The following is a 21,176-nucleotide window of genomic DNA, read 5'->3' as shown; positions in this document are numbered from 1 at the left end:
GAGGGCCTGGTAACAGCCCAGAATTAAAAGGAGAAAAAGATGATAGCAAAAGAGAAGAAAACAGAAGTTATCGAGAAGTTCGCTAGAAAGGCTGGCGACACAGGATCACCTGAGGTTCAGGTTGCAATCCTTACAGAGAGAATCAAGGAGCTCAACGCTCACCTTGACAAGAACCCTAAGGATCACCACTCAAGAAGAGGTCTTCTTAAGATGGTAGGTCAGAGACGTAGCCTTCTTGGATACCTTAAGAAGAAGGATATCGAGGCTTATCGTAAGCTTATCGCTGATCTTGGTCTTAGAAAGTAATTTTGATACTAAAGGCGGGACTAGGCTGATGAGAATCAGCCTGTTCCGCTTTTATGCATTTATATGATATAGGTGTCAAAATTCCAAAATGCGTGCATGCGTGCATGCTAAGCATTTTGAATTTATGACCCGAACAAGCATGAGGAAATAGCAATTTACGAAGTAAATTAGCGGTTTCCGAATGATTGTAGAATTGCGAGAATGACGAAAGTCATGGAGCAATTCGTATATCATATATGCAAGGATTCTTTATATAATATAGGTGTCAAAATTCCAAAATGCGTGCATGCTTGCATGCTAAGCATTTTGAATTTATATGATATTGGTATTCAAAGTTATAATAAAACTCATGAATTGCGTGACTTTTATTATGACCTTGAAAACTTAATATCATATAAATATACAGAACTAATAATATGTGTAACTGCACACGTGCCTGAAGTGGCGAGGGGGCCACAAATTCTGCCCCTGCCAGATGACGGATCACGGATGAGCAGGAAGGAGAAAAAATGGTAAAAACTTATTCAATGGAACTGGCTGGTCGTACACTTAAGGTTGAGATCGGCAAGGTAGGCAAACAGGCAAATGGCTGCGCATTCATGCAGTACGGAGACACAACAGTTCTTTGTACAGCAACAGCAAGCGCTAAGCCAAGAGACGGAATCGACTTCTTCCCTCTTTCAGTAGAGTACGGCGAGAAGTTCTACGCAGTAGGTAAATTCCCAGGTGGATACAACAAGAGAGAAGGTAAGCCTTCTGAGAACGCTATTCTTACTAGCCGCGTTATCGATCGTCCTATGAGACCTCTTTTCCCTAAGGATTACAGAAATGACGTAACTATCGAGACTATGGTTATGGCTGTTGATCCTGAGTGCCGTCCTGAGCTTGTAGCTATGCTGGGCGCTTCAGTTTCAGTTTCAATTTCAGATATCCCATTCGATGGCCCATGTGCTATGACACAGATCGGTATGATCGATGGAGAACTTATTGTTAACCCTACTCAGGAGCAGTGGAACACAGGTGACCTCAAGCTTACAGTTGCATCTGTAGGTCAGAAGGTTATCATGATCGAGGCTGGTGCCAACGAGATTCCTGAGGAGAAGATGAAGGAAGCTATCTACAAGGCTCACGATGTTAACCTTCAGATCATCGAATTCTTCAAGGGTATCGTAGCAGAGGTTGGTAAGCCCAAGCACGAGTACACAAGCTGCGCAGTTCCTGAAGAGCTCTTTGCAGCAATCAAGGAAGTTGTTCCTCCAGAAGAGATGGAGAAGGCTGTATTCACAGACGACAAGCAGACAAGAGAGGCTAATATTGCCGATATTACAGATAGACTTACAGAGAAGTTTGCTGACAACGAGGAGTGGCTTGCTATCCTCGGCGAGGCAATCTACCAGTACGAGAAGAAGACAGTACGTAAGATGATTCTCAAGGATCACAAGAGACCAGATGGTCGTGAGATCAAGCAGATCAGACCTCTTTCAGCTGAGGTTGATCTTATTCCTAGAGTACACGGAAGTGCTATGTTCACTCGTGGACAGACACAGATCTGTGACGTTGTAACTCTTGCTCCTCTTTCAGAGGCTCAGAAGGTTGAGGGACTTGACTCTTTTGCAGCAGACAAGAGATATGTACATCAGTACAACTTCCCTGCTTATTCAGTAGGTGAGACAAAGGTTTCAAGAGGACCTGGACGTAGAGAGATTGGACACGGAGCTCTTGCTGAGAGAGCACTTCTTCCTGTTCTTCCTAGCGTTGAAGAGTTCCCATATGCAATCCGTGCAGTATCAGAGACATTTGAGTCTAACGGATCAACATCAATGGCTTCTACATGTGCATCTTGTATGTCACTTATGGCTGCTGGTGTTCCTATCAAGAAGATGGTTGCTGGTATCAGCTGCGGTCTTGTAACAGGCGATACAGATGACGATTTCGTAGTACTTACAGATATCCAGGGTCTTGAGGACTTCTTCGGAGACATGGACTTCAAGGTAACAGGTACTAAGGACGGTATCACAGCTATTCAGATGGATATCAAGATCCACGGCCTTACAAAGCCTATCGTTGAGACAGCTATTGCACAGTGCCGTGAGGCTAGATTATTCATCATGGATGAGTGCATGAGCAAGGCTATTGCAGAGCCTCGTAAGGAAGTATCCAAGTACGCTCCTAAGATCGTTTCTATCCAGATCGATCCTGAGAAGATTGGTGATGTTGTTGGTCAGAGAGGTAAGACAATCAACGAGATCATCGCTCGTACAGGTGTTAAGATTGATATCACAGATGATGGTAAGGTTTCAGTATGCGGCGAGGATCAGGACAAGATCGCTGAGGCTGTAAACATGGTTAACATCATTGTTTCAGAGTTTGAGAAAGGCCAGATCTTCACAGGTAAGGTTGTAAGCATCAAGGAATTCGGCGCATTCGTTGAGTTCGCACCTGGCAAAGAGGGTATGGTACACATCAGTAAGATCTCTAAGGAGAGAATCGAGCACGTTGAAGATGTTCTTACACTTGGCGACACAGTTACAGTTGTTTGCCTTGGCAAGGACAAGATGGGCAGAATCAGCTTCTCTATGAAGGATGTTGCTCAAAACTGAGCACTTGATGAGGCGCAGCCGAATCCTAGTGCGAAGTTTGTTCTGGCGAGTGCGTAGCACGAGAGCAGAACTTCCTTGGACTATTGAATTATAGAACGAAAAAATGGGGGCCGGCATGTTTATCACATACCGGCCTCAAATTAAGTATAATCAGACAAATTTTGTAAATTTCAGACACGTATATAATATGCGGTTAACGTAATCGTAAGGTTTGAGCTATAGATATATGTAGGTATGAATGCGCAATACTTTGTGACTTTTAAAGCTATGGAGATGAGACCAATCAATTTCAAGTGCCAGTGCACGCAGAAATTGATTCTCTGGGCTCATCGGAATGTTCAGCTTTACAGGAACAAAGATTGCACGTCATACCAAATATATCTATAGTTCAAACCGAAAGATACAAGTATTATTAAATGTAAGGATGCGAAAATGAGTAATACAAAAGAGACTATAAATGAGATAAATAAGCGCCGCACCTTTGCCATTATTTCTCACCCTGATGCCGGTAAGACAACTCTTACTGAGAAGTTCCTTCTCTACGGCGGAGCTATCAACATGGCGGGAAGCGTTAAGGGTAAGGCTACAGCAAGACATGCAGTGTCTGACTGGATGGAGATTGAGAAACAAAGAGGTATCTCTGTAACTTCATCTGTTCTTCAGTTTAACTATGAAGATTGCTGCATCAATATCCTTGATACACCTGGACACCAGGATTTCTCAGAAGATACATACCGTACACTTATGGCTGCTGACTCAGCTGTCATGGTAATCGATGCCAGTAAGGGCGTAGAGGCTCAGACCAGAAAGCTTTTCAAAGTCTGCGCCATGAGCCATATTCCGATTTTTACCTTTATCAATAAGCTGGATCGTGATGCAATGGATACCTTCGATCTTCTTGATGACATTGAGAACAACCTTGGTATCGCTACATGCCCTATGAACTGGCCTATCGGATCAGGTAAGAACTTCAAGGGTATCTACGACAGAAGAGAAGGCCATATCGTTACTTTCTCTGAGACTCAGAAGGGTACCAAAGAGGGAAAAGAGACATTTATAAACCTTGATGACAAGGCTGGAATTGATGCTAATGTAGGCCAGGACGCTTATGACAAGCTTATTAGCGAGATTGAGCTTTTGGACGGCGCTGGTGCTGAATATGACCTTGATAAGGTTCGCGCAGGAGAGCTTACACCAGTATTCTTTGGATCTGCTCTTCAGAACTTCGGTGTAGAATTATTCCTCCACCACTTCCTCAAGATGGCAACACCACCTACAGGAAGAACTTCATCAGATGGCGAGAAGATCGATCCACTTGAGAGAGATTTCTCAGCATTTGTATTCAAGATTCAGGCCAATATGAACAAGGCTCACAGAGACAGAATCGCCTTCATGAGAATCTGTTCAGGCAGATATGATGCAGACAAGGAAGTTAAGCACGTTCAGAGCGGCAAGGTAATGAGACTTTCACAGCCACAGCAGCTTATGGCTGACGAGCGTAAGATCCTCTCAGAGGCTTATGCAGGAGATATCATGGGTGTATTTGATCCAGGTATTTTCTCAATCGGCGATACAGTCTGCATGCCCAAGGACAACATAGTTTACGAGGGTATCCCAACCTTCGCTCCTGAGCATTTTGCAAGGGTTCGCCAGGTAGATACCATGAAGCGTAAGCAGTTCGTCAAGGGTATCACTCAGATAGCCCAGGAAGGTGCTATTCAGATCTTCCAGGAGTACAACACAGGTCTTGAGGAAATTATTGTAGGCGTTGTTGGTGTACTTCAGTTTGACGTATTGAAATTCAGACTCCAGAGTGAGTACAATGTAGATATAATACTTGAAAATCTTCCATACGAGTACATCAGATGGGTAGACAACGAGGACGTAGATATGTCCACACTTGTCGGAACTTCTGATATGAAGAAGATAAAAGATATGCATGACAGACCACTTCTTCTCTTTATCAACGAGTGGAGTGTCGGCATGACAATGGATCGTAATAAGGGACTTGTCCTTTCAGAGTTTAAAAAGAACTAAGAAGGGCGAGATGCTAGTTGAAAAAAGTTCTTGGAGGCTTAAATATTGAGGGAGAAACGTGCTAAAAACAAAATAGCATTATTTCTTGCAGCGCTTACTACAGCACTGACTTTGTCTGGATGCCAGTATTCAAGCTTTGATGAGTATCTGGAAATACTGGGGATGAAGGAACCTGCCTATGAGGATGACTATGCCTCAAGAGAGGAGACCCTTGTAGTTTCAGAGGATTCTACCAGCAGCTCTTTTGACCTGGCTCCTTCCTATCAGCCTGCCGATAACGAGTACTCTGCAGATGAGATAGAGGCTACAGGCGAGATTTCTTTTGCCAGCGATGGGGAGACTTCTGGAACTACTACGGCTTTCTATGAAGGCGGCTATGATGCGGATAAGTCTTATTCCTCTTCCTACAAGGAACTTACAGAGGCTGAGCTCAACGAACAGATGAAGGCAGCCAGGCAAAATGCAGGCCTTACTCCTGATAATGTTAAAAAGCTAAAGAGTGAGCAGCAGGGCCTATACGCCTTTGACAGACTAACAGGTTCTGGTCAGACTCTTTATGTTGAGATTCTGTCCATCATTCAGACCATGAGTGAGAATGTGCCGGTTTCTACAACAAGTGATGAGGCCATAGACCTGGTTTTTGACTACGTCTGCGCGGATCACCCGGAGCTCTTTTACGTCGATGGTTACAGATATACCAATTACACCATAGACGGCGCTATAACCAAGATCAGCTTCTCTGGCAACTACATCTATACAGAGGATGAGGTAAAAGAGAAACAGACTCTCATCAACCAGGAAGTCAACCGGATCCTTGCCGGGGCGCCATCTTCTGAGGATGATTATTATGCGATCAAGTATCTGTACGAATATCTGATACAGAATGTTGAGTATGACCTTGAGGCTCCTGATAATCAGAATATCTGCTCTGTTTTCATCGAGGGACGAAGCGTATGTAATGGCTATGCCAAGGCTATGCAGCTTCTTTTGGGAAAACTTGGTATAAAGAGTACTCTGGTTACAGGAACTGTGGATACCAAGAAGGCTAAAGATGTAAGACATGCCTGGAATCTGGTTTTGTGCAATGACGTCTATTACTATGTGGATGTTACCTGGGGAGATTCCTCCTATCAGGTTGGTAATGGCGAAAACGCTGACTCCACAAGGCTTCCGGCAGTTAATTATGATTATCTTAATGTCACTACAGATGAAATAGAAAAAAATCACACCGTTTCAGATATCATTTATATGCCAGATTGTGCTAGTATGAAGGATAACTACTATGTCAGGGAGGATGAGTATTTTACAACTCCGGAACTGGTGCTGGTGGGAGATCTTTTTAACAGAAGATATCAGGACGGAAGCTCAAGCGTAGTGATAAAGTGTGCTGACAGAGATGTTTACGACCAGCTTTTTGAGCAGCTTATAACACAGAGGCAGGTGTTTAACTATATGCAGGGGGATAATTCCTCTGTATCCTACACAACCTTTGTGGATACCAACACAATGATCTTCTGGATCAGGTGAATTTACGGCCTATGCAGTATTTATGCCAAACGGCTTGATATATGGTATAATAATTCAGAATAAACTTCACAACAATGAGGAGTAGATAAAATGGGTAAAGAGTTAGCAGAGATTGGATCAGTTAAGATTGCGGATGACGTTGTAGCAAGAATTGCTGCTTTGGCAGCTCTTGAGGTTGACGGCGTTTCAGCAATGGCAGGAGGATTTGTAAGTGATACTCTTGAGAAGGTAAGCCGCAAGAACTTATCCAAGGGTGCCAAGGTCATGATCGGTTCATCTGATGTCAAGGTTGATCTTTCACTTATGATGGCTTATGGCTACAACATTCCAGCAACTTGCCAGCAGGCTCAGACTCGTGTTAAGACTACTATAGAGAACATGACAGGCCTTGAGGTTACTGATGTTAATATCAGGATCGCAGGAATCGTAATGCCTAAGGCTTGATATCACAGAGCCGCGGATGAGAAACCGCAAGAGTAACTGATATACTACTTTTTTAGAATGGATAATAAATATGAATAGAACAGAACTTAGAGAGCAGATTTTCCAGCTGCTCTTTCGTGTTGAATTTAACACCAAGGAAGAAATGTCTGAGCAGGAGGAACTCTTTACAACAGAGGGCGACCTTGATTTTTCCAAGTCAGACGCTGATTACATCAGAGACAAATATGAGAAGATAGCTGAGAAGCTCGAGGACATCGACAAGGCTATCAATGAGAAGGCAACAGGCTGGGATACTAAGCGTATGGCCAAGGTTGATCTTACTATCATCAGACTTGCTGTATACGAGATCCAGTACGATGAGTCAGTTCCTACAGGTGTTGCTATCAATGAAGCTGTTGAACTTGCCAAGAAGTTTGGACAGGATGGTTCACCAGCATTTGTAAATGGAGTGTTAGCTAAATTTGCGCAGTGAATATACAGTCACACAGGTTAATGCATACATAAAGAACATGTTCACTCAGGACTTTCTTTTAAAGTCCATTACTGTTAAGGGAGAAGTGAGCAATTGCAAATATCATTCCTCCGGTCATATCTATTTTACACTCAAGGATGCCGGAGGCGCTATTGCCTGTGTTATGTTCCGGGGGGACAGAGAAAGAGGCGGCCTGAAATTCCAGATGAAGGAAGGCCAGCAGGTCAAGATCACCGGGACCATAGATGTATATGAAAGAGACGGCAAGTATCAGCTCTATGCCAGGGAAATTTTATTGGACGGAGCTGGTGCTCTTTATGAGCGCTATGAAGAGCTTAAAAAGAGATTGTCAGAAATGGGGCTTTTTGCTGCTGAGTACAAACAGCCTATCCCCAGATATATACATACTCTCGGCGTTGTTACAGCCCCTACGGGAGCAGCGGTGCGTGACATCATAAACGTTGCCACCAGAAGAAATCCACATATCCAGATAGTTCTTTATCCCGCTATAGTTCAGGGTGATGAGGCTCCTGAGAGTATAGTAAGAGGCATAGAAGCCTTAACACAGAAACAGGTAGACGTTATCATTGTGGGCCGAGGCGGAGGTTCTATAGAAGACTTATGGGCATTCAATGAAGAGATAGTGGCTCAGGCCATTTTCGATTGCCCTATTCCAATTATTTCAGCAGTTGGACACGAAACGGATACTACAATAGCGGACTATGTTGCGGACAGAAGAGCACCTACACCTTCTGCGGCGGCAGAGATTGCTGTTTTTGAATACGAGAGATTCTTGCAGGATCTTCAGGACTATGCTTATTCCCTTCATAGGTCCATGGACAGGCGGATTTCTGATCTGAAGATGCAGGAGACAAGGTATAAAGAGTCACTTCGTCTTTTAAGTCCTATGGGTAAGATCAAGGACAGACTCCTTAGGATGGATCAGTATCAGGACCAGCTACAGGGGCTGATGGACAGGAAAGTCTTAAGTTACAGGCACAGGCTTGAGGTTGATATTGAAAGACTAAAAGGCTTATCGCCACTTGACAGGCTTAAGGGCGGTTACTCCTATGCGGCAGCCTCTGATGGCAGCAATATCCGCAGCATCAGCCAAGTTAAAAAGGGTGACGAGATTTCTTTATACGTGACAGATGGTAAGATTAAGGCTCAGGTTACAGAGGCAACCGAGATGAACTACCAGAGCAATTAGTTGCAGGGACACAGGAGATAGATATGGCACCAAGGAAAAAGGAAGAAGAAATACAGCAGGATAAAAAGCTCTCTGTAGAAGAGGCCTTTGCTGAAATAGAGGCAAAGATCCAGGCTCTGGACAGCGATGAGATCAGTCTTGAGGATTCTTTTAAGCAGTACCAGAAAGGCATGGAACTTCTTAAATATGCCCACGAGACTATAGAGGAAGTAGAGAAAAAAGTTCAGAAAATTGCGGAGGATGGAAGTCTTACAGACTTTGAATAAGTACTATGGGAAGCGACTTTGAAAACAGACTATCGGATAAGGCATCTCGTATAGAAGAGGTTTTGAAAGCTTTTTTACCAAAAGAGTCAGGCTACGCAAGAACTGTTATCGAGGCTATGAATTACAGTCTTATGGCAGGCGGCAAGAGGCTAAGGCCTATGATGATGCTTGAAGCTTACAAACTTTTTGCTGGAGAGAATGCAAGCGAGGACGTTATTAGGCCATTTATGGCGGCCATGGAGATGATCCACACATATTCTCTTGTTCACGATGATCTCCCGGCTATGGATAATGATGAGTACAGAAGAGGCAGGAAGACAACCCACGCTGTATATGGGGCTGGGATGGCTACCCTTGCAGGGGATGGCCTTTTAAATCTTGCCTATGAAACCGCGGTATTAGGTGCTATAAAGGGAAAAGAGCTATCTCTTTTTGACGGCGAAACTTCAAACAGGTATATGGCAGCACTTAAGGTGCTTACTGAAAAAGCCGGAATCTACGGCATGGTTGGCGGTCAGTGCGCTGATATCTGCGCCGAGAATGCAACGGATATAGCAGATGATGAGATGAAGGATACTCTTCATTACATAGATGAAAACAAGACTGGAGCCCTGATAGAATCAAGTCTTATGATAGGGGCTATCCTTGGTGGAGCGACTTCTGCCCAGGTTTCTCAGATTGAGAAGGCTGGCAGCAACGTTGGAATCGCCTTCCAGATCCAGGATGATATTCTTGATATCACCAGCACAGCAGAGGTCCTTGGAAAGCCAATCGGCTCCGATGAGAAGAATGGCAAGAGCACCTATGTGAGCCTTTATGGAATGGACAATGCTGTTTCCAAGGTAAAAGAGCTATCGGATGAGGCTATGAATATTTTAGAGGAGCTTGGATTTAAGGGAAGCTTTCTTGATCAGCTCTTTAACTACCTCATCTATAGACAAAAGTAATACGAAATGAAGGGAGCGGAGAAATGCTTCTTGATCAGATAAATAAAACCGGGGACATCAAGGATATTCCCAAGTCGAAATATCCTGAGCTTGCCCAGGAGATAAGACAATTTTTAATAGAAAAGCTATCTGTCACAGGTGGACACCTGGCATCTAATCTTGGAACTGTAGAGCTTACTATGGCTCTCCACGTTGCACTTGATCTTCCTGAGGATAAGATAATCTGGGACGTAGGACATCAGTGCTACACTCATAAGCTTTTAACTGGCAGAAAGGATCAGTTCGACCACCTGCGCCAGTTTGGCGGCATGAGCGGCTTTCCTAAGAGAAGCGAGTCAGACACCGACTGTTTTGATACAGGACACAGCTCTACCTCTATTTCTGCAGGTCTTGGAATGGTCAAGGCCAGAGACCTTAAGGGAGAGGATTATACAGTTGTTTCTGTTATTGGAGATGGCTCTCTTACTGGAGGCCTTGCTTATGAAGCTCTCAACAACGCAGCCAAGCTTGAGACCAACTACATCATAATCCTCAACGACAATGAAATGTCTATTTCTGAGAGCGTTGGCGGAATGAGAAGATACCTTGATTCTGTCCGTACTGCAGAAGGCTACCTTAACCTTAAGTGGGATGTTTATGAACAGCTTCGTAATTCCAATCCCAAGATGGTTGACAGCATCAGACGTGCCAAGAACAGCTTTAAGCAGCTCTTTATACCAGGAATGGTCTTTGAAAACCTTGGAATTACTTATCTGGGACCTGTTGATGGACATGATACCCAGGCTCTTGTCAGAACCATAAAGGAAGCCAAGAAGGTCAAAAAAGCTGTCATGATCCACGTTATGACCAAGAAGGGCAAGGGCTTTGAGCCTGCAGAGAGGCACCCTGCAAGATTCCACGGAACAGAGCCTTTCCTTATAGAGAACGGGCTTCCCAGAAATCCCAGGACTACTGCTAATTACCAGGATATTTTCAGTACTGTAATGTGTAAGCTAGGGGCAAGGGATGACAAGGTGGTTGCCATCACAGCTGCTATGGCAGATGGTACGGGACTTAAGAGATTCCGCAACATGTATCCTGACAGATTTGTGGATGCAGGAATAGCAGAGGAACACGCTGTTACCTTTGCGGCAGGCATGGCTATAGGCGGGTACAAGCCTGTGTTTGCGGTTTATTCATCTTTTTTACAAAGAGCATATGATCAGATATTAGAAGATGTCTGCCTTCAGAATCTTCCAGTTGTGTTTGCTATAGACAGGGCAGGACTTGTGGGAAGTGATGGAGAAACCCATCAGGGAATCTTCGATCTTTCCTATATGTCGACTATGCCTAACATGCATATCATGGCCCCAAAGAATAAATGGGAACTTTCAGATATGCTAAAGTTTGCGGTGGATTTTGACGGACCTATCACAGTCAGATATCCAAGAGGCAACGCTTATTCAGGGCTTCAGGAGTTCAGAGCTCCTATTGTCATGGGCAAGTGCGAGCCTATTTATGAAGAGAAGGATGTATGTCTTTTGGCTGTAGGCAGCATGGTCAAGATCGCTGAAAAGACAAGAGAAATCCTCAAGGAAAATGGCATTAAGTGTTCACTTGTTAATGCCAGATTTGTAAAGCCTATTGACACTGACTATATCCACGCAGCCAGCAAGACTCACAAGTTGTTTGTAACAATGGAAGAAAACGTGGCTACAGGCGGCTATGGAGAGAAAGTCAGAAAGTATATCGATGAGAACAGGATTGATGCATCCGTCTTATCAATTGCAATACCAGATAAGTTTGTGACACACGGAAGCGTAGACCAGCTCTACAAGGAGCTTTCAATGGACCCTGAGTCTGTTGCAAACCGTGTACTTGAAGAAATTAGGAAATAAGGAAAGATTATGGCAAAAGAAAAAGAGAGGCTGGATGTTCTTCTTGTAAACAGAGGACTTGCGCCTTCAAGAGAAAAGGCCAAGACACTTATAATGGCCGGAGAAGTTTTTGTCAACGGACAAAGAGAGGACAAGCCTGGAACAACCTTTGAGGAAGCCAAGATAACAAGCCTTGAAGTCAGGGGAGATACACTTCCCTACGTGAGCCGAGGCGGGCTCAAGCTTGAAAAGGCTGTCAATAACTTTGACTTTTCTCTTGAAAATAAGATTTGTATGGATATTGGAGCTTCTACAGGCGGATTTACTGACTGCATGCTTCAAAATGGTGCATCCAAGGTGTATTCGGTGGATGTGGGCCATGGCCAGCTGGACTGGAAGCTTAGAAGCGATGACCGCGTAGTATGCATGGAGAAGACCAATTTCAGGTATATGGTAAGGGACGACATTCAGGACGACCTGGACTTTGCTTCCTGCGATGTATCTTTTATCTCCCTTACGAAGATTCTGTTGCCAGCAAGAAGGCTTCTTAGAGACAGAGGCGAGATGGTATGCCTTATAAAGCCTCAGTTTGAGGCTGGCAAAGAAAAAGTCGGTAAAAAGGGAGTTGTAAGAGACCCCAAGGTTCATGAGGAAGTTGTCCATAGGATCATTGATTTCGTGGATATAGCCGGTTTTGATGTTCTTCATCTTGATTATTCGCCTATTAAGGGGCCGGAGGGTAATATTGAGTATCTGGTCCACATCAGCAAGAACCCAGAAGCTAATGACAGGGTAAAAGAGCTGACTGAGGCTGAGGGAGAGAAGACACTTAAAGTTGTGGAGGAGCAGGGCGATGGCTTTTCACATAGCCCTGAAATGGAAAAGCTCATTGCAGAAACTGTTGCAAGAGCGCATGGGAGCTTAGATAAATAATTATGGATTGCTTTTGCTTAGTTACTAACAAGGACAAGGACAAGAATCTTGAAATGACTATGCACATCAAGGAATACCTTGAAAGTCATGGCAAGAAATGTGTAATAGCAGAAAACATAGACAAGCAGGAATCAGATAACAAAGTATCTAGAGATTTTTTAAGTGTGATACCAGAAGAGGCAGAATGCTGCATAGTCCTGGGCGGAGACGGAACAATGCTGCAGGCAGCAAGAAGCGCAGCTTACCTTGATGTTCCGCTTATTGGTGTAAACTTGGGTACACTTGGATATCTTGCAGATGTAGAGGTTGGAAATGTTGATGATGCTCTGCGTCAGCTCCTTGCAGGTGACTATGATATAGAAGACAGGATGATGCTCTATGGAGTTGTTGATGACAAACACGACTACGCCCTCAATGACATTATTATTACCAGAGCTGGAGAGTTTTCTATTATCAACTTTGACATATATGTAAACGATATGTTTCTTTGCAATTATCACGCAGATGGAATTGCAATTTCAACTCCGACAGGTTCAACAGGTTACAGCCTGTCAGCGGGAGGTCCTATCGTTGAGCCTTCAGCCAATATGATCCTGATTACTCCTATCTGTCCACATACTATTAATTCAAGGAGTATGGTTCTTTCAGATAAGACCAAGATAACAGTGGTCATGAGAGAGGGCAGAGGTGGAGCTGTGCAGAAGTCAATTGCTTATTTTGACGGAAGCGGAAGGCTGGAACTTCAGACAGGCAGCAGGATTGAAATAGAAAGAGCTAATAAGACAACCAAGATAGTCAAGCTTAACAAGGTAAGCTTTTTGCAGGCTCTTGGTAAGAAATTTGATAAATAAATGATGTAATGATTTACTGGATATTGTGAGTGGGGTACTTTTGTATGAAAAAAAACAGACATGACAAGATAATTGAGCTTATAGCCAAATATGAAGTCGAGACTCAGGAACAGCTGGCAAGTCTTCTTAAGGATGAGGGCTACGATGTTACTCAGGCCACTGTTTCAAGGGATATCAGGCAGATGAAGCTCAGCAAACAGGTAACAGAGGACGGCAGACAGAAGTATGTTTATTCATCTGCAGATCCTGAAGCTATGCAGGACAAGTATGTAAGCGTACTAAAGGCCGGATTTGTTAAGATGGATCTGGCTCAGAATATTCTCGTTATCAAGACAGTTTCAGGAATGGCAATGGCTCTTGCAGCAGCAATTGATGCTATTGAAATGCCGCAGATTGTTGGATGCATAGCGGGAGATGACACTATTATGATAGCTATAAAGACTAACGAGGAAGCCCTGGAAGTAATGGATAAATTCCGTGAAATGCTGGAGTGAGTTAGTTCTTTTTACTATAAATAAGACGGGGTTCTCATTTCGAAAAAGGATGAGGAAATATGTTATACAGTTTACACGTTAAGAATCTTGCTCTAATTAAGGAGCAGGAGATTGAGTTCTCCAAAGGACTTAATATCCTTACTGGAGAAACTGGTGCAGGTAAATCAGTAGTCATTGGCTCTGTGAACCTGGCGCTGGGAGGAAAGGCCGATGCAGGCCTTATAAGAACCGGGGAGGAATATGCTCTTGTAGAGCTTGTCTTTGGGCTTGAGAATGAAGCTCAGAGAAAGCTACTGGAGGCTATGGATATCCAGCCTGATGAGGATGGAACAGTAGTCATACAGAGAAAGCTCATGCAGGGTAGAAGTGTATCTAAGGTTTGCGGGGAAAACGTCACTGCAAGACAGTTAAAAGACATTTCTAATATTCTGATAAATATCCACGGACAAAATGATCATCAGGAGCTCCTTCACAAGAACAAACATCTGGAGATTCTTGATGAATATTGTATGGATGATCTTAAAAATCTTCCGGCCCAGCTTAAAGAAAATCTGCGTGTTCTAGAGGACATCAGAGAAAAACTGGATGAAACTTCCATGGATGAAAATTCCAGGATGAGAGAGCAGGAACTTCTTGAATTTGAGGTTTCTGAGATTTCTGATGCAGAACTCGTTGCCGGCGAAGATGAGCAGCTTGAAGCTAGATACCACAAAATGGTAAATAGTCGCAAGATTTCTGAAGCTGCAGGGGTAGCTCTTTCTATGACTGGTTCTGGAGAGTCCGAGGAGAGCGCATCTGACATGATCGGAAGAGCTGTGAGGGAACTGTCATCTGTTTCTTCCTACGACAGCGAGCTTGAGGATCTTCTAAGCCAGCTTTCGGATGTGGAAAATCTTTTGACTGATTTCAACCACTCTCTGTCTGGCTATATTAGTGACCTTGAGTTTGATGATGAAGAATTTCACACGGTTGAGGACAGGCTAAATGTGATCAACCACCTCAAGGACAAGTATGGTGGCAGTATAGAGGCAGTTCTTTTGGAACTATCAAGGAAACAGGAAAGGCTCGATACCTTATCAGATCTTGATGCCCACAGAAATAAGCTACAGGCAGAGCTCAAGGCCCAGGAAGAGAAAGTTCTTTTGCTGTGTAAAAAGATCTCAGATATCAGGAAGAAGGCTTCTAAGGGGCTTGAGAAAAAGCTTACGGAGGCGCTTATTGATCTGAATTTCCTGGATGTTCGATTTGAGATTTCTATAAAGAGCGATGAAAATAGCGTTACTTCCAAGGGGTATGATAGCGTAGAGTTCATGATATCTACAAACCCAGGGGAGGATCTTCGTCCTCTTGAAAAGATTGCAAGCGGTGGTGAGCTTTCAAGGATAATGCTGGCGCTCAAGACTGTAGTTGCCGACAAGGATGACATTAGTACTCTTATCTTTGATGAGATAGATGCGGGAATTAGTGGCAAGACTGCATGGAAGGTTTCCAAAAAGCTTGGGCAGCTTTCGAGGGAGCACCAGATCATTTGTATCACGCATCTTCCGCAGATTGCAGCCATGGCAGATGAGCACTTTATGATCGAAAAGAGCTTGTCAGATGGAAGGACTGTGACTAATATCTACGCCCTTTCTGAAGAGGCTTCCATTGGAGAACTTGCAAGACTCCTTGGAGGTGACAAGATTACTGATGCAGTGGTGCAAAATGCTCAGGAAATGAGAAATGAAGCTCTTGAGAGTAAGAGAAGTTAAGTTTTTGGGGTGTGCTACGAGGATAGTAATAATGACAATTGATAATGACAATCTAATGAACAGCATAATCGCATCTCTTGGAAGAATCGATACGATTTCTCTTGATGAGATGCCGAACATAGATCTTTATATGGATCAGCTCACGACCTTTATGGATGAGAGGCTTAAAAAGACAACACGTCATCCGGAGACCGACAAGATCCTTACAAAGACTATGATAAATAACTATGCCAAGAATGATCTGCTGCCTCCTCCTGTCAGGAAGAAGTATTCAAGAGACCACGTCATTTTGCTTATTTTTATTTACTATCTCAAGAACATCCTGTCCATAAATGACATTCAGACTCTTTTAGGGCCTTTAAATGACAGGTTCCACAGAAGTGATGACGAGCTGAACCTTAGCAGGATCTATCAGAACGCCTATGAACTTCAGAGTGAGGCTCTAGAGCCCGTTATAGAGGACCTTAAAAAGAAATATGCAAGGGCTCTTGAGACCTTCAAGGACGAGAATATCAGCGATGAAGAGAAAAAGAAGATGCAGATGATCTCTTTTATCATTGAGTTGTCCTATGATGTTTACGTTAAAAAGCTTCTTATCGAGAAAATCCTTGATAATGTGACTGAGACCAAGGCAGCAGCCAAGGAGAAGTCTAAGGATAAGGGCAAAGACAAGAAGTGAGAATTACGGATATAAAGGAATTAAGATATAGATGGGAATTTACGATACACTTAATATGCAGCAGAAAAAGGCTGTGCTTCAGACAGACGGACCAGTCCTTATTCTGGCTGGCGCAGGTTCAGGTAAGACCAGGGTTTTGACCCACAGAGTGGCTTATCTTATAGACGAATGCAATGTTAACCCCTGGAACATCATGGCTATCACCTTTACCAACAAGGCAGCCGGGGAGATGCGTGAGAGGGTAGATAAAATAGTTGGCTTTGGAGCCGAGAGTATCTGGGTTTCAACCTTCCACTCCAGTTGCGTTCGCATTCTTAGAAGATACGCGGACAAGCTTGGCTACGGCAATAATTTTACAATTTATGATACAGATGACTCCAAGACAGTAATGAAGGACATTTGCAAGAAATATCAGCTCGAGACCACAACACTTAAGCTTCGTCAGATCATGAGCAGTATTTCCAAGTGCAAGGACAATCTGGTATCTCCAGAGGAATATGCTCTGGCTACGCAGAATGACCATATAAAGGTCAAGATTTCCAAGGCCTACACTGAGTATCAGGCAGCTCTTAAAAAGAACAATGCCATGGACTTTGACGACCTTATTGTCAAGACTGTTGAGCTTTTTAAGAAAAATCCTGATGTTCTTGACTCCTATCAGGAGCGATTTAAGTACATCATGGTTGATGAGTATCAGGACACTAACAATGCCCAGTTTGAGCTTATAAGGCTTCTTGCGGACAAGTACCAGAATCTTTGCGTTGTAGGTGATGATGACCAGAGTATCTATAGATTCAGAGGTGCCAATATCAGGAACATCCTGGACTTTGAGAAGGTTTACAAGAATGCCACTGTCATAAAGCTTGAGCAGAACTACAGATCAACGCAGCAGATCCTGGATGCTGCAAATGCAGTTATCCAGAATAATTTCGGCCGTAAGGATAAAGCTCTTTGGACTGATGAAAAAGATGGCGACAAGGTTCGTTTGCGCCAGTTTGATACAGCCTATGATGAGGCAGAGTTTATTGCTTCTGATATCGGTAAGTTAAAGAGAAACGGTAAGCTATCCTATGATGAGTGCGCGGTACTCTATAGGACCAACGCTCAGTCACGACTTATAGAAGAGCGCTTTGTTCATGAGGGTATCCCTTATGATATCGTAGGTGGTACGAACTTCTATGCAAGACGCGAGATAAAAGATCTTTTGGCTTACCTCAAGACCATTGATAACGGCTCAGATGATGTGGCTGTAAAAAGAATCATCAACGTGCCAAAGCGTGGTATAGGTGCCACAACCCTTGATTATGTCCAGAACTACGCGGATGAGAGAAGAATAAGCTTCTTTGAAGCTCTCTGCGAAGCTGACCAGATCATGGCAGTTTCAAGAAGTGCTGGTAAGCTTATGGACTTTGTTACAATGATCCGCGCTTTCAGGACCAAGATGAAGACCTATTCTCTGGAAGATCTCCTCAAGGATGTCATTGATGTAGTTGGATATATGGATTATCTTAAGACCATTGATGATGAGGATGACAGCGGAGATAACGACAGAGCCCAGAACGTGGACGAACTTATTTCTAAGATTGCATCCTTCGAGGAAAAGGCAGAGGAAACAGGGGAAGAGGCTTCTCTTTCAAGCTTTTTGGAGGAAGTTGCTCTTATCGCTGATATAGATAAGATTGGTGAAGATAATGAGAAGGTTCTTCTTATGACCCTTCACAGCGCCAAGGGACTTGAGTTTGAGCATGTTTACCTTGCAGGAATGGAAGAGGGAGTATTCCCAAGCCATGTTTCTTTTGACGGAGGAGAAGAGGACCCTGAGGACATAGAGGAGGAGCGAAGACTTGCATACGTAGGTATAACCCGTGCAAAGCGCCACCTCACTTTGTCAGCTGCCAGAATGAGGAAGGTTTGGGGCAGAAATGAGTACCACCAGACCAGCAGATTTGTCTACGAGATTCCGGACGAACTTCTTGACAAGTCAGGCCTAAGAGAAAGCAATAAGCCGGCATTTCTTTTTGATGACGGCGACTCAATCGACGAGTACGAGGGAGTCGAGTCAACATATTCAGATGATTCCGCTTATAGCCGTGGCTACAACAAGAGATACAACACCTACTCTGATGAGATACCAGACAGCGACCTGGGCTATTCGGGAATAAAGCCAGCCTACGCCAAGGGTATCAGAAAGGCCAACGAAACCGCTGCTAAGGGCAGTGGATACGGTACTAGTGTGGATGGTGCAGGCTCTAAATCAGGATATGGTGGAACAGGAAATGGCGGTTCTGGTGCTGGTGCAAGGTCAGGACTGGCTAACACATACAAATTGAAGGCGTCACCTGTAAACAAGCCGCCACTTAAGCGTGCTCAGCCCAAGGATAAACCATACATCTCAAGCGTAGCCAAGACCCACACCAAGGGAAGTCTTGCTGGCCTGTCCAAGGGAATGCCTACAACTATGGGCAAGCCTGAATACAGCGTCGGCGACAAGGTATCACACATCAAGTATGGCGTAGGAGTAGTCACTGGCCTTGAAGAAGGTCCAAGAGACTATAAAGTTACCGTAGAATTTGACGACTGCGGCCAGAAGATCATGTACGCAGCCTTCGCCAAGCTCAAGAAAATCTGAGCCGGAAATGGACCTTGGGACGGAGTCAACGGTTCATTTTGGGATTCCTTGTTTTTTCTGATGAAAATAGGAATCTATGTTATACTTATTACAGAATTATTTTTTTATGAGAAAGGGGTTACCATGGAAGTAAAATCTAAGATTGATGAAATTATTGAATTGACAAGAATCAACGAGTTACTGGACAAGAGAGAAGCGGCTAATGCCAAGAAGCCTTCCAATGTGATCCTCTGGGTATTGGCTGTACTTGGTGCAGCTTCTGCTGTAGCTATCATCTCATTTTTGGTTTATCGCTATATGACACCAGCATTTGAAGATGATTACTATGACGACGATTTTGATGATTTTGATGACGACTTCGATGATGAGGACTTCATCAAAGAGTGACGTGGAAAAAGATAAAATTTGGGGCCAAGTGTGCCGGATGCTTTGGCGCAGCTTGGCTCTTATACTGTTCCAGAATAGCTATTCCTGTGAAACTGGAAACACTACATTTTTTGCTGAGTGCAGATATGTAGATGAGATATGCGAAATTATTTATTTTTGAAAGATAGAAAGATTTTTTACCGTGAAAAAGAAAGAGATTATTGAAGGAATTGTAAAAAGGGTTGATTTCCCCAACAAAGGAATCGTGGAAACTGCTGAGGGTAAGGTCGTTGTAAAGGGCGTTCTCCCAGATCAGAAGGTTTCTGTGCAAATTCAGAAGGTCCGCAAGGACAGGGCAGAGGGAAGGCTTGTTGAGGTACTTGAGGAGCCTACAGATGCTATTGAGAGCCCTTGTATCCACTTTGGCAAGTGTGGCGGCTGTAGTTATCTTACTATGCCATATGTCAAGGAATTGGGCCTTAAAGAGCAGCAGGTCAGAGCCCTTCTTAAGCCTGCCATGGACAGACAGTCTGAGCGCGTTAACTGGGAAGGAATCAAGACTAGTCCGGTTAAGTTTGCGTACAGAAATAAAATGGAATTCACCTTTGGCGATGAAGTTATGGGCGGCCCATTGTGCCTTGGAATGCACAAAAAAGGCAGCTTTTACGATATAGTTACAGTTAGCGGCTGTAGAATAGTAGATGATGATTACAGAGCTATTCTTTCTGCGACACTTGATTACTTTTCACCTATGCACGCAAATGGAGAAATCTCTTTTTACCATAGGATGAAACAGACAGGATATCTTCGTCACCTCCTTGTCAGAAAGGCTGTAAGGACAGGAGATATCTTAGTTGACCTTATAACTACTACTCAGGAGCAGCATGATCTTACTGGTTTTAAGGATGCTCTTTTGTCCCTGACTCTTGATGGCAGGATTACAGGTATCCTCCACACCCAAAATGACTCTCTTGCTGATGCAGTCATAGACGAAGGCACAGAGATCCTCTATGGCCAGGATTTCTTTTACGAGCACCTATTAGGCCTTAAGTTCAGGATTACACCATTTTCCTTCTTCCAGACAAATAGCTTAAGTGCTGAAGTTCTCTATCAGACTGTAAGAGACTACATCAAGAGCCTCTACGACCAGAAGAAGATTAGTAAAGACGGTGTAATCTACGATCTATATTCCGGAACTGGTACGATTTCCCAGCTCCTTGCGCCTGTTGCCAACAAGGTTATCGGTGTAGAAATTGTAGAAGAAGCTGTCGAGGCAGCCAAGGAAAATGCCAAGCTCAATCACCTTGATAACTGCGAATTTATCGCGGGCGACGTACTCAAGGTCCTTGATGACATCCAGGACAAGCCTGACATGATCATCCTCGACCCTCCGCGTGACGGCATCAACCCTAAGGCCCTCTCCAAGATCATTGACTACGGCGTTCAGTACATGATCTATGTCTCCTGCAAGCCAACAAGCCTTGCCAGAGACCTTGAAATCCTCCAGGAAAACGGCTACGTCATGAGCAGAGCCGTTGCCGTGGATCAATTCCCCTGGACAAATCATGTAGAAACCGTCGTCTTACTCACCAAGACAACCGCATAACCATGCGGGTTTGAGGGCAATACCCCAGGAAACAAGTCGACTAAACAGTTTTCTGATCACAAATTCTAACAAGTTATTCTAATAATTGCGGCTGACTAAGCTTTTAGTCTGCCGCAATCTTGAACTTTTGATTCTTAGCAGACGTTTTATTCAAAGCTTGTCTGCTGCAAATCCAATTTTTTTATATAGAACAGACATATTT

Annotated in this window: 18 protein-coding genes; all 18 read left to right on the top strand. The window is 43.8% G+C overall.

All coding sequences use genetic code 11. The annotated features are described in order from the left end of the window. Positions 1-39 precede the first annotated feature (39 nt). The 18 genes from rpsO (at position 40) to rlmD (ending at position 20,974) form a co-directional block, all read left to right on the top strand. On the top strand, positions 40-306 hold the full coding sequence (gene rpsO, locus BLO53_RS12890) for a 30S ribosomal protein S15 (RefSeq protein WP_013280372.1): 267 nt from the start codon (positions 40-42) through the stop codon (positions 304-306). 509 nt (positions 307-815) lie between these two features. Next, positions 816-2,906 (top strand): polyribonucleotide nucleotidyltransferase, encoded by a 2,091-nt coding sequence (locus tag BLO53_RS12880; RefSeq protein ID WP_092062363.1) that lies wholly within the window; start codon positions 816-818, stop codon positions 2,904-2,906. A gap of 432 nt (positions 2,907-3,338) precedes the next feature. After that, positions 3,339-4,943: a peptide chain release factor 3 gene (locus tag BLO53_RS12875; RefSeq protein WP_026488308.1), complete on the top strand. Its 1,605-nt coding sequence runs from the start codon at positions 3,339-3,341 to the stop codon at positions 4,941-4,943. A gap of 45 nt (positions 4,944-4,988) precedes the next feature. Beyond that, entirely contained in the window at positions 4,989-6,470 is a 1,482-nt protein-coding gene (locus BLO53_RS12870; RefSeq protein ID WP_092062360.1) for a transglutaminase domain-containing protein, read from the top strand. A 90-nt stretch (positions 6,471-6,560) separates the two neighbouring features. Beyond that, on the top strand, positions 6,561-6,914 hold the full coding sequence (locus BLO53_RS12865; RefSeq protein WP_026488309.1) for an Asp23/Gls24 family envelope stress response protein: 354 nt from the start codon (positions 6,561-6,563) through the stop codon (positions 6,912-6,914). Positions 6,915-6,984: 70 nt separating this feature from the next. Then, a complete protein-coding gene (gene nusB / locus BLO53_RS12860; protein WP_026488310.1) occupies positions 6,985-7,386 on the top strand; it encodes a transcription antitermination factor NusB in 402 nt (133 codons plus the stop codon). Between the two features lie 37 nt (positions 7,387-7,423). After that, a complete protein-coding gene (gene xseA, locus BLO53_RS12855) occupies positions 7,424-8,596 on the top strand; it encodes an exodeoxyribonuclease VII large subunit (RefSeq protein WP_442857216.1) in 1,173 nt (390 codons plus the stop codon). Positions 8,597-8,619: 23 nt separating this feature from the next. Next, positions 8,620-8,862, top strand: a complete 243-nt coding sequence (xseB, locus tag BLO53_RS12850) for an exodeoxyribonuclease VII small subunit (RefSeq protein WP_092062354.1) — start codon at positions 8,620-8,622, stop codon at positions 8,860-8,862. 5 nt (positions 8,863-8,867) lie between these two features. After that, positions 8,868-9,809 carry a polyprenyl synthetase family protein gene (locus tag BLO53_RS12845; RefSeq protein ID WP_092062351.1) on the top strand — a complete coding sequence of 314 codons (942 nt, stop codon included), beginning with the start codon at positions 8,868-8,870 and terminating at the stop codon, positions 9,807-9,809. Positions 9,810-9,832: 23 nt separating this feature from the next. Further along, positions 9,833-11,686, top strand: coding sequence for a 1-deoxy-D-xylulose-5-phosphate synthase (dxs, locus tag BLO53_RS12840; RefSeq protein WP_092062348.1), 1,854 nt, complete (start codon positions 9,833-9,835; stop codon positions 11,684-11,686). 9 nt (positions 11,687-11,695) lie between these two features. Further along, positions 11,696-12,598 carry a TlyA family RNA methyltransferase gene (locus tag BLO53_RS12835; protein ID WP_092062345.1) on the top strand — a complete coding sequence of 301 codons (903 nt, stop codon included), beginning with the start codon at positions 11,696-11,698 and terminating at the stop codon, positions 12,596-12,598. A gap of 2 nt (positions 12,599-12,600) precedes the next feature. Beyond that, positions 12,601-13,449, top strand: a complete 849-nt coding sequence (locus BLO53_RS12830) for an NAD(+)/NADH kinase (RefSeq protein WP_092062342.1) — start codon at positions 12,601-12,603, stop codon at positions 13,447-13,449. Positions 13,450-13,493: 44 nt separating this feature from the next. Next, positions 13,494-13,943 carry an arginine repressor gene (locus BLO53_RS12825; RefSeq protein WP_092062339.1) on the top strand — a complete coding sequence of 150 codons (450 nt, stop codon included), beginning with the start codon at positions 13,494-13,496 and terminating at the stop codon, positions 13,941-13,943. 59 nt (positions 13,944-14,002) lie between these two features. Continuing rightward, on the top strand, positions 14,003-15,694 hold the full coding sequence (gene recN / locus BLO53_RS12820) for a DNA repair protein RecN (RefSeq protein WP_092062336.1): 1,692 nt from the start codon (positions 14,003-14,005) through the stop codon (positions 15,692-15,694). Further along, a complete protein-coding gene (locus tag BLO53_RS12815; RefSeq protein WP_330388912.1) occupies positions 15,666-16,373 on the top strand; it encodes a DUF1836 domain-containing protein in 708 nt (235 codons plus the stop codon). The genes recN and BLO53_RS12815 overlap by 29 nt, the downstream gene beginning before the upstream one ends. Positions 16,374-16,404: 31 nt before the next feature. After that, positions 16,405-19,002 (top strand): UvrD-helicase domain-containing protein, encoded by a 2,598-nt coding sequence (locus tag BLO53_RS12810; RefSeq protein WP_092062333.1) that lies wholly within the window; start codon positions 16,405-16,407, stop codon positions 19,000-19,002. Positions 19,003-19,125: 123 nt separating this feature from the next. Continuing rightward, positions 19,126-19,389, top strand: coding sequence for a hypothetical protein (locus BLO53_RS12805; protein WP_026488321.1), 264 nt, complete (start codon positions 19,126-19,128; stop codon positions 19,387-19,389). Positions 19,390-19,570: 181 nt separating this feature from the next. Beyond that, complete coding sequence (rlmD, locus tag BLO53_RS12800; protein WP_092062330.1) at positions 19,571-20,974, top strand: 23S rRNA (uracil(1939)-C(5))-methyltransferase RlmD; 1,404 nt, start codon at positions 19,571-19,573, stop codon at positions 20,972-20,974. Positions 20,975-21,176 lie beyond the last annotated feature (202 nt).

The organism is Butyrivibrio sp. INlla14, from assembly GCF_900102515.1.
In the GTDB taxonomy this organism is placed as follows: domain Bacteria; phylum Bacillota; class Clostridia; order Lachnospirales; family Lachnospiraceae; genus Butyrivibrio.
Note: the sequence above shows the minus strand (reverse complement) of the source record. Positions and strands in the feature narration are given on the sequence as shown.

What these genes read in the sequence shown, in the direction of transcription:
- rpsO (WP_013280372.1), top strand. Translation starts at nt 40, where the DNA reads ATGATAGCAAAAGAGAAGAAAACAGAAGTTATCGAGAAGTTCGCTAGA.
- BLO53_RS12880 (WP_092062363.1), top strand. Translation starts at nt 816, where the DNA reads ATGGTAAAAACTTATTCAATGGAACTGGCTGGTCGTACACTTAAGGTT.
- BLO53_RS12875 (WP_026488308.1), top strand. Translation starts at nt 3,339, where the DNA reads ATGAGTAATACAAAAGAGACTATAAATGAGATAAATAAGCGCCGCACC.
- BLO53_RS12865 (WP_026488309.1), top strand. Translation starts at nt 6,561, where the DNA reads ATGGGTAAAGAGTTAGCAGAGATTGGATCAGTTAAGATTGCGGATGAC.
- nusB (WP_026488310.1), top strand. Translation starts at nt 6,985, where the DNA reads ATGAATAGAACAGAACTTAGAGAGCAGATTTTCCAGCTGCTCTTTCGT.
- xseA (WP_442857216.1), top strand. Translation starts at nt 7,424, where the DNA reads ATGTTCACTCAGGACTTTCTTTTAAAGTCCATTACTGTTAAGGGAGAA.
- xseB (WP_092062354.1), top strand. Translation starts at nt 8,620, where the DNA reads ATGGCACCAAGGAAAAAGGAAGAAGAAATACAGCAGGATAAAAAGCTC.
- BLO53_RS12845 (WP_092062351.1), top strand. Translation starts at nt 8,868, where the DNA reads ATGGGAAGCGACTTTGAAAACAGACTATCGGATAAGGCATCTCGTATA.
- dxs (WP_092062348.1), top strand. Translation starts at nt 9,833, where the DNA reads ATGCTTCTTGATCAGATAAATAAAACCGGGGACATCAAGGATATTCCC.
- BLO53_RS12835 (WP_092062345.1), top strand. Translation starts at nt 11,696, where the DNA reads ATGGCAAAAGAAAAAGAGAGGCTGGATGTTCTTCTTGTAAACAGAGGA.
- BLO53_RS12830 (WP_092062342.1), top strand. Translation starts at nt 12,601, where the DNA reads ATGGATTGCTTTTGCTTAGTTACTAACAAGGACAAGGACAAGAATCTT.
- BLO53_RS12825 (WP_092062339.1), top strand. Translation starts at nt 13,494, where the DNA reads ATGAAAAAAAACAGACATGACAAGATAATTGAGCTTATAGCCAAATAT.
- recN (WP_092062336.1), top strand. Translation starts at nt 14,003, where the DNA reads ATGTTATACAGTTTACACGTTAAGAATCTTGCTCTAATTAAGGAGCAG.
- BLO53_RS12815 (WP_330388912.1), top strand. Translation starts at nt 15,666, where the DNA reads ATGAAGCTCTTGAGAGTAAGAGAAGTTAAGTTTTTGGGGTGTGCTACG.
- BLO53_RS12810 (WP_092062333.1), top strand. Translation starts at nt 16,405, where the DNA reads ATGGGAATTTACGATACACTTAATATGCAGCAGAAAAAGGCTGTGCTT.
- BLO53_RS12805 (WP_026488321.1), top strand. Translation starts at nt 19,126, where the DNA reads ATGGAAGTAAAATCTAAGATTGATGAAATTATTGAATTGACAAGAATC.